At 63.2% G+C, this 8704-nt stretch carries 7 protein-coding genes; all 7 read left to right on the forward strand.

Going from position 1 to position 8704, the window contains the following annotated elements:
- Nucleotides 1-27: 27 nt before the first annotated feature.
- Nucleotides 28-450, forward strand: a complete 423-nt coding sequence (gene nirD / locus AC1DWI_RS06585) for a nitrite reductase small subunit NirD (protein WP_477671574.1) — start codon at nucleotides 28-30, stop codon at nucleotides 448-450.
- A gap of 41 nt (nucleotides 451-491) precedes the next feature.
- Nucleotides 492-3380, forward strand: coding sequence for a nitrate reductase (locus tag AC1DWI_RS06590; protein WP_477724562.1), 2889 nt, complete (start codon nucleotides 492-494; stop codon nucleotides 3378-3380).
- 43 nt (nucleotides 3381-3423) lie between these two features.
- Nucleotides 3424-4353 carry a DNA-binding protein YbiB gene (ybiB, locus tag AC1DWI_RS06595; RefSeq protein WP_477671572.1) on the forward strand — a complete coding sequence of 310 codons (930 nt, stop codon included), beginning with the start codon at nucleotides 3424-3426 and terminating at the stop codon, nucleotides 4351-4353.
- Nucleotides 4350-5117 (forward strand): uroporphyrinogen-III C-methyltransferase, encoded by a 768-nt coding sequence (cobA, locus tag AC1DWI_RS06600; RefSeq protein ID WP_477724563.1) that lies wholly within the window; start codon nucleotides 4350-4352, stop codon nucleotides 5115-5117. Before ybiB ends, cobA begins: the two co-directional genes overlap by 4 nt.
- Nucleotides 5118-5198: 81 nt before the next feature.
- Complete coding sequence (locus tag AC1DWI_RS06605; RefSeq protein ID WP_477671570.1) at nucleotides 5199-6191, forward strand: hypothetical protein; 993 nt, start codon at nucleotides 5199-5201, stop codon at nucleotides 6189-6191.
- Between the two features lie 103 nt (nucleotides 6192-6294).
- The gene (locus AC1DWI_RS06610) at nucleotides 6295-7419 is read left to right on the forward strand and encodes a sterol desaturase family protein (protein ID WP_477671569.1); all 1125 of its coding nucleotides are present in this window, start codon (nucleotides 6295-6297) and stop codon (nucleotides 7417-7419) included.
- A 70-nt stretch (nucleotides 7420-7489) separates the two neighbouring features.
- On the forward strand, nucleotides 7490-8704 hold a 1215-nt coding region (locus AC1DWI_RS06615), incomplete at its 3' end, for a BaiN/RdsA family NAD(P)/FAD-dependent oxidoreductase (protein WP_477724564.1).

Below are 8704 nucleotides of genomic sequence, written 5' to 3' on the forward strand. Positions count from 1 at the left end.
GTCTTAAGCCTGAATTGAGAGATCACTATGTCTGAATGGAAAAAAATCTGCCTGGTCACCGACATCCCGGTGCTCGGCTCGCGACGTGTCTCACGCGCCAAAGGTATTGACGTGGCCGTGTTCCGCAATGACCAGGACCAGGTGTTTGCGCTGCTGGACCGCTGCCCGCACAAGGGCGGCCCGCTGTCGCAGGGCATCGTGTTCGGCACCAGCGTGGCCTGCCCCCTGCACAACTGGACCATCGGCCTGGCGGACGGCTGCGCCAAGCAGCCCGACGAAGGCTGCACGCCCAAATTCACCTGCAAGGTGGAAACAGGCCAGGTCTTCCTCGACGCTGTCGAGCTGGACACGCTGGCGCTGGATTTGCACCCCCCCCGCGCCGGCCCGGGTGCAACCAGTGGCGCATTGGGTGATGAGAGCTTCAGCGTGCAGGCGCCTCACACGGCATAAACCGCATCACCGGAATAAACACGAAGGCTCCCTGAACATTCATGACTGATACCCGATCAACTTGCCCGTATTGCGGTGTYGGCTGTGGAGTGATTATTGAGTCGCAAGGCGACGAAATCACCGGGGTACGCGGTGACCCGGATCACCCGGCCAATTTCGGGCGGCTGTGCACCAAGGGCTCAACGCTGGCGCTGACCGCGACGGCGGCCGTTACGCGACAGACGCGCTTGCTGCAGCCGATGCGGCGCGAACATCGGCATGAAGCGCCCAAGCCGGTGTCCTGGGACAACGCGCTCGGCTTTGCCAGCGAAAGCTTTGCGCAGATCATCCGCGAGCATGGGCCCGATGCGGTCGGTTTTTACATTTCAGGCCAATTGCTGACGGAAGACTATTACGTCTTCAACAAGCTGGCCAAGGGTTTGATCGGCACCAACAACGTCGACACCAACTCGCGCCTGTGCATGAGCAGCGCGGTGGCGGGTTACAAACAAACGCTGGGCGCAGACGCACCGCCTGCCTGCTACGACGACGTGAACCACGCACAGTGCATTTTCATTGTCGGCAGCAACACCGCCTATGCGCACCCGATTCTGTTTCGCCGCATTGAAGACGCCAAGGCGGCCAACCCGGCGATGAAAATCATTTTTTGCGACCCGCGCCGTACCGACACGGCCGAGATCGCCGACCTCTACCTGGGTATACAGCCGGGCACCGATGTGTCGCTCTTTAACGGCATGCTGCACATCATGCTGTGGGAAGGCTGGGTTGACGCGGCCTACATTGCGGCGCACACCACGGGCTTTGACGCGCTCAAGGCCACGGTGCGCGACTACACGCCCGACCTGGTGGCCGAGACCTGCGGCATCAAAAAAGAAGACCTGCTGGCTGCCGCGAAACTCTTCGCCACTTCGGCCACCACGCTGAGCCTGTACTGCCAGGGCCTGAACCAGTCCAGCAGCGGCACCGCCAAGAATGCCGCACTCATCAACCTCCACCTGGCCACAGGCCAGATCGGCAAACCGGGCGCCGGCCCCTTTTCATTGACGGGGCAGCCCAATGCCATGGGCGGGCGCGAAGTGGGCGGCCTGGCCAACCTGCTGAGCGCGCACCGCGACCTGGCCAACCCCGATCACCGCGCCGAAGTTGCTGCGCTGTGGGGCATCCCCTCTGTGCCTGAGACACCGGGCAAGACAGCTGTTGAAATGTTCCAGGCCGCGGCGGACGGCGAGATCAAGGCACTGTGGATTGCCTGCACCAACCCGGCTCAGTCCATGCCCKACCAGGCCACGGTGCGCCGCGCGATGGAGCGCGCCGAACTGGTGATCGTGCAGGAGGCCTTTTCCACCACGTCGAGCTGCGACTACGCCGACCTGCTGCTGCCGGCCACGACCTGGGGCGAAAAAATCGGCACGGTGACCAATAGCGAACGCCGCATCAGCCGCGTGCGGCCGGCCGTGGCTGCGCCGGGGCAAACGCGGCATGACTGGTCGATTGCGGTGGACTTTGCCCAGCGGCTTGAGAAGCTGCTGCCCGGCCGCACGGCAAGCGGCACTACCCTCTTCCCTTATTCACTCACCGATGAAGCCACCGGCGCGGAAACCATCTGGAACGAACACCGCGAATCCACCCGCGGCCGCGACCTCGACATCACCGGCTTGAGCTACGCCCTTCTGGACGATGGGCCGCAGCAGTGGCCCTTCAAGCCGGGCGATACGGCCGGCAAAGTGCGGCTGTATGAAGACGGCATCTTCCCCACCACCGATGGCAAGGCCCGCTTTGTCAACACCGTCTACAAGCCGGTGGCCGAACCACGCGAATCACGTTATCCGTTTTCCCTGACCACCGGACGGCTGCGCGACCAGTGGCACGGCATGAGCCGCACCGGCACGCTGGGGCGCCTGTTCGGCCACGTGGCCGAGCCCTGCGTGCAAATGAATGTGCAGGACATGGCGCGGCGCCTCTTGAAAGACGGCGATCTGGTGCATGTGACATCCAAGCGCGGCTCCATCGTGGTGCCGCTGCAGGCCTCACCCGAGGTGGCGGTGAGCCAGGCCTTTATCGCCATGCATTGGGGCGAAGAGTATTTGAGCGGCCAGTCGACCGGCGGCACACCGCTGGCGGGTGTCAATGCGCTCACCACCTCGGCTTATTGCCCCAGCTCCAAACAACCCGAACTCAAGCACGCTGCGGTGAAGATCCTGAAAGCCGAAATGCCGTGGACGCTGCTGGCGATGGCCTGGCTGCCCGAGGGCGATGCGCTGGCGGCGCGTGAGCAGCTCAAGCCGCTGATGGCGCAATTTCCCTTCACCAGCTGCGTACCGTTTTCCAACAACACACCGCTGGCCGACCGCAGCCTCGAACGCACCGGCGTGCTGTTTCGCGCGGCCAGCCATGAGGCGCCGCCTGACGAAACACTGGCCGCGCTGGAACGCATCCTCGGGTTGGATGCGGCCGATGTGCTGCGCTACGCCGACCGCAAAAAAGGCCAGCGACGCACCATGCGCCTGGTGCGCAACGGAGGCGACGCCCACCTCGCAGGCTTTGTGCTGGCGGGAGATACCAGCGCCCAGGCCTGGATCAAAACCCTGCTGCAGGACGAGCTGGCCGCGCAGTCCTACGGCCGCCTGTTGTTGCTGCCCGGCGCCAGGCCACCGGTGGCGGTGCAGTCGCGCGGCAAGCCGGTGTGCACCTGCTTTAACGTCAGCGACATGGCCATTGACGAACACCTGTCGCTACTGGCAACCGGCGGCGGCGGGGCCGGCCACCTGGGCACCGACGAAGAGCGGCTGGCGTCCCTGCAGTCCACGCTCAAGTGCGGCACCAACTGTGGTTCGTGCGTGCCGGAACTCAAGCGCCGGGTGCGGTCGTCGCGCAACGACGCTCCACCTTCAGCACCCCGTACCGTGATCCCCATCCGGCAAGTGGCTTAAGTTCATAACGAAAAGTTATCTGCGTTAGCGGACAATCACCTTTATGGGCATTAGCCAATACATCAAGGAAATCGGTCGCGGCAAGGATGGCGCCCGCGCTTTGTCGCGCGAGCAAGCCACCGACCTGATGGGCCAGGTGCTGGACGGCACGGTGACCGATCTCGAAATTGGCGGCTTTTGCCTGGCCATGCGCATCAAGGGTGAAACGCCCGAAGAGATGGCGGGTTTCCTCGATGCGCTGCACCAGCGCCTCAATCACCTGCCCGTCAGCGACAGCCCCACCGTGGTGCTGCCCAGTTACAACGGCGCGCGCAAGTTGCCGGTGCTTACGCCGCTGCTGGCGCTGCTGCTGGCGCGTGAGGGCGTTCCAGTGCTTATCCACGGCACACCCACCGAATCGAGCCGGGTTTTTGCATCAGAAGTGCTCCTGGCCCTAGATATACCTGCGCAAGCAGCTATTAAAAAGATAGCAAATGGCGAGGTGGTGTTTGCCCCGACCGAGCTGCTGCTGCCGGCGCTGAAACGCCTGCTGGACGTGCGCCGCGCGGTCGGCCTGCGCAACCCGGCACACAGCCTGGTCAAGATCATGACGCCCTGCCTGGGCAAAAGCCTGGTCGTCAGCAGCTACACACACCCGGAATACGCGGTGTCGATGGCGCAAACCTTTGAGCTGACAGGCGCCAATGCGCTGCTGCTGCGCGGCACCGAAGGCGAAGTGGTGGCCGATGCGCGCCGCATGCCGCAGATGGAAGCCTTCGTCGGCGGGCAGCGCTCACTGCTGCAAGAGACACAGCCCGGCACGCTGGCCTCCATTCCCGACTTTCCCAAAACAGTGGACGCAGCCGCCACAGCGGACTACATTCGCGCCGTGCTCGCAGGCGACCTGCCTGTGCCGCCTTCGATCGCCCGTCAGGTGGAACATATCTTGCACTTGCTCCCTCAAATCAAGCAGCCTCACATCACGACATCATGAACAACGGAAAAGTCACTTTGGTAGGCGCAGGCCCCGGCGATCCGGAACTGCTGACCCTCAAGGCACTGAAAGCCATCCAGCGCGCCACCGTGCTGCTGGTGGACGACCTCGTCAGCGACGAGATTGTGGCGTTTGCGCGGCCCGAGGCCCGCGTCGTGTATGTGGGCAAGCGCGGCGGCTGCAAGTCCACGCCGCAGGCCTTTATTGAAAAGCTCATGCTGATGGCCGCGCGCGAAGGCRAAGAGGTCGTGCGGCTCAAGGGCGGCGACCCATTCATCTTCGGCCGTGGCGGCGAAGAAGTTGAACACCTGCGCGCCGCGGGCATTGAAGTGGAAATCATCAACGGCATCACCGCCGGCCTGGCCGCCGTCACTTCGCTGGGCGTGCCGCTCACGCACCGCGAGCACGCGCATGGCGTGGTGTTTGTCACCGGGCATGCCAAACCCGGCGACACCGGCACCGACTGGAAGGCCCTGGCCGCCACCGCGCACAGCGCACGCCTCACACTGGTGATTTATATGGGCGTCAGCGGCTCCGAGCGCATCCAGGACGAGCTGCTTTCGGGCCTGCCCGCCGCTACGCCGGTGGCCGTGATCCAGAGCGCCTCGCTGCCCACGCAGCGCCACATCACCACCACGCTGGGCGCGCTGGCCGGCGCCATCCGCGAAGCCGGCCTGGTCAGCCCCTCCGTCATCGTGGTGGGTGACGTGATCAGCGGTATAGCGCTCGCCGCCGCGCATCCTGACGCAGTCCGCGTGGCCTAAGCGCCTGTTTACGATCTAAACACGCGTCACACCGCTGTCATGCGCTGTGCCTAAGCTCCCGGTCTTTCGACTGGAGCATTCATGTCCCTCCGTTTTCTGGCCGTCGCGCTGCTGGCGCTCAGCATGGCCTCTGCGCAAGCGCAAAGTTTTTCATTCGGCCTGTGGGGTGATATGCCCTACCAAAAAGCCGGCGACGATCCCAAGATTCCCGCGCTACTCAAAAGCATCAACCAGTCGGACATCGCCTTCTCGATTTACGACGGCGACATCAAGGACGGCAGCTCCAAGTGCACCGACGACATCTATGCGGCAGCGCTCACCATGTTCGGCGAGCTGAACAAGCCCGTCATCTACGTACCCGGCGACAACGAATGGACGGACTGCCACCGCCTGAACAACGGCGGCTATGACACCCTGGAACGCCTGACCCACCTGCGCAAAACCATGTTCCCGACCACCCGCAGTCTGGGCAAGCGCACCCTGCCGCTGGTTCACCAGGCCCCCCTGGGCGAGAAGTTTGTGGAGAACACGCGCTTTGCGCATCGCGGCATCATTTTTGCCACGCTCAATGTGCCGGGCAGCAACAACAACAAAATACTGGACGAAAAGGACTGCACGCAAAAAAGCGCGCGCACCGCCGCGCAGTGCGAAGCCTCCAACACCGAATACCTGGAGCGCGACGCGGCCAACGTGCGCTGGCTGCAGGAAGCCTTCGCCCAGGCCAAGGCCAGCAAGGCGCGCGGCCTGGTGCTGGTGATCCAGGCCGACCCCGGCTTTGACCTGCCGGAAACCGAAGACAGGGACGAGAGCCAGGCGCCGGGCGTCAGCGGATACCGCAACTTCATCAGCAGCGTCATCGCCGAAACAGAGCAGTTCTCCGGCCAGGTGTTGCTGGTGCACGGCGACACGCACTTCTTCAAGGTCGACAAGCCCCTCTACAGCCCCAGCAAGCTGCTGGCCAACCTCACCCGCCTGCAAACTTTCGGCAGCCCGCTGATCCACTGGGTGCGCATCACCGTGGAGCCGAAGAACCCCAACGTGTTCACGATCCAGCCGGTCATCGTCAAGCAATAAGCTCCGGCCCCCAGAGGCCGTGCAGGCGGGGCAAGCGCTGCACGGCGCTCTCATCCCACAGCTACACTCCCGACATCAAAACAACAGCAGAGGGAACGGCGCGATGCTTGAAAAACTCAATGAATTGACGGAAAGCCACGGCGAGCTGCGCCGCGGCAAGGGCCTCATGAGCGGAGTGGTCGCCCTCAGCCTGGGTGTGCTGTGCTTCCTGGGTGTGCTGGCCTTTCACTTCCCCGAATACCTCACCACACCGGAACTGCGCAAGAGCTACAACGTCGACGTGATCCGCATCGTGATGTTCACCTCGCTGGTGATTGCCGGCGGCATCTCGCTGGTCAACATCATCTTCAACCGCTCGCGCTGGCTGGCCGGTGCCGCCTTTTTGCTGGTGGTGGCCACCGCGCTRCTGGGTGGGCACAAGGTGCCGGTGAACGACTTCGCCGACAACACGCCTTACATCGGCCTGGACTGGTTCATCCTTGACCTGCTGGGCTCCTCGCTGATCTTCATCTTCATTGAAAAGCTGTTTGCGCTGCGCAAAGAGCAGCCGGTGTTTCGCGCCGAATGGCAAACCGACTTTCACCACTTCATCGTCAACCACATGATCGTGGGCTTTGTGTTGCTGGCAACCAACTTGCTGGTGCACAAGTTCTTCGGCTGGGCTGCCAACGACGGCATACGCGGCTGGGTGCAGGGCCTGCCCTTCTGGGGTGGCGTGTTGCTGATCGTTCTGGTGGCCGACCTGGTGCAGTACTGGACCCACCGCGCCTACCACGAGGTGCCGATTCTGTGGCGCCTKCACGCCGTGCACCACAGCGCCAAAAGCATGGACTGGCTCGCCGGCTCGCGCCAGCACATCCTGGAGCTCTTGATCACCCGCACGCTCATCCTGGCACCCATCTACGTGCTGGGCTTTTCCAAGGAAGTGATCGACGCCTACATCGTGATCGTCGGTTTCCAGGCGGTCTTTAACCATGCCAACGTGAGCGTGCGCTTGGGCCCGCTGCGCTACGTCATCGTCACACCCAACTTCCACCACTGGCACCACAGCCAGGACCAGGAAGCACTGGACCGCAATTACTCGGCGCACTACGCTTTCATCGACTATCTCTTCGGCACGGCCGTTAAAAGCACCAGGCTCTGGCCGGAGCGCTACGGCGTGCTGGGCGACTACGTGCCGAACGGCTTTTTGAAGCAGCTGAAGTTTCCGTTTACCTGGAAGGGCTGAAGTTTCTCATCATGATTTGCTATGGTTTTTATAGCTGCTTGCGCTCATCCATATTGGCCCAGAGGCTGATTTGACACATCAATTCGATGTGATCGTGATCGGCGCGGGTGCAGCCGGCCTGTTCTGYGCTGCCCAGGCCGGGCAGCGGGGCCTGAAGGTGCTGCTGGTCGACCATAGTGAGAAGGTGGCCGAGAAGATCCGCATCTCGGGCGGCGGCCGCTGCAACTTCACCAACCGCGACGCCACGCCCGCCAACTTCCTGAGCGAGAACCCGCACTTCTGCCGTTCGGCCCTGTCGCGCTACACCCCGCAGGATTTCATCGAGTTGCTGCAGCGTCACAACATTCCGTTTCACGAGAAGCACAAGGGCCAGCTGTTTTGCGATCGTTCGGCCGAAGACGTCATCAACATGCTGCTGGCCGAGTGCGACGCCGGGCATGTCACGCGCTGGCAACCCTGCACCATAAAAAGCATCAAATACGGCTCCAGCCCTTATGGAAATGGCGCAAGCAGCTATCAAATTGAGAGCGATCGCGGGCCGGTCGAAGCGCCGCAAGTGGTCATCGCCACCGGCGGCCTGTCGATCCCGAAGATTGGTGCCACCGATTTCGGCTACCGCATCGCCAAACAATTCGGCCTGCGGCTGGTGGAGCCGCGCGCCGCGCTGGTGCCGCTGACCTTCGACGGCGAAGGCTGGGCACCCTATGCCCAGCTGGCCGGCCTGGCGCTGCCGGTGCTGATTGAAACCAGCCCGGCGGATGCGACGCCCAAACAACGCAAAAAGGCTGTCGTGTTTTCGGAAGACCTGTTGTTCACCCACCGCGGCCTGAGCGGTCCGGCAGTCCTGCAAATCTCCAGCTTCTGGCGCGAAGGCCAGCCCATCCGCATCAACCTGGCACCCGGCGTGGACCTTCCGGCCCTGCTGCTGCGCGCCAAGGCCACCTCCAAAAAACTGATCGCCAACGAACTCGCCACCCTGGTGCCCAGCCGCCTGGCCGACGCATGGGTCAGCCGGGACCCTGCCCTGCAGCGCCCCATCAGCGAAGCCACCGACAAGGCCTTGCTGGCCCYTGCGCAACGCCTGGCCGACTGGGAACTCACCCCCAACGGCTCCGAAGGCTACAAAAAGGCCGAAGTCACCGTTGGCGGCGTAGACACCCGCGATTTATCCTCCCAGACCCTGGAATCGAAGCAGCCAGGCCTCTATTTCATCGGAGAAGTCGTCGACGTCACCGGCTGGCTGGGCGGTTACAACTTTCAGTGGGCCTGGGCCAGCGCCTACGCC

Source organism: Polaromonas sp. P3_C2 (assembly GCF_056402675.1).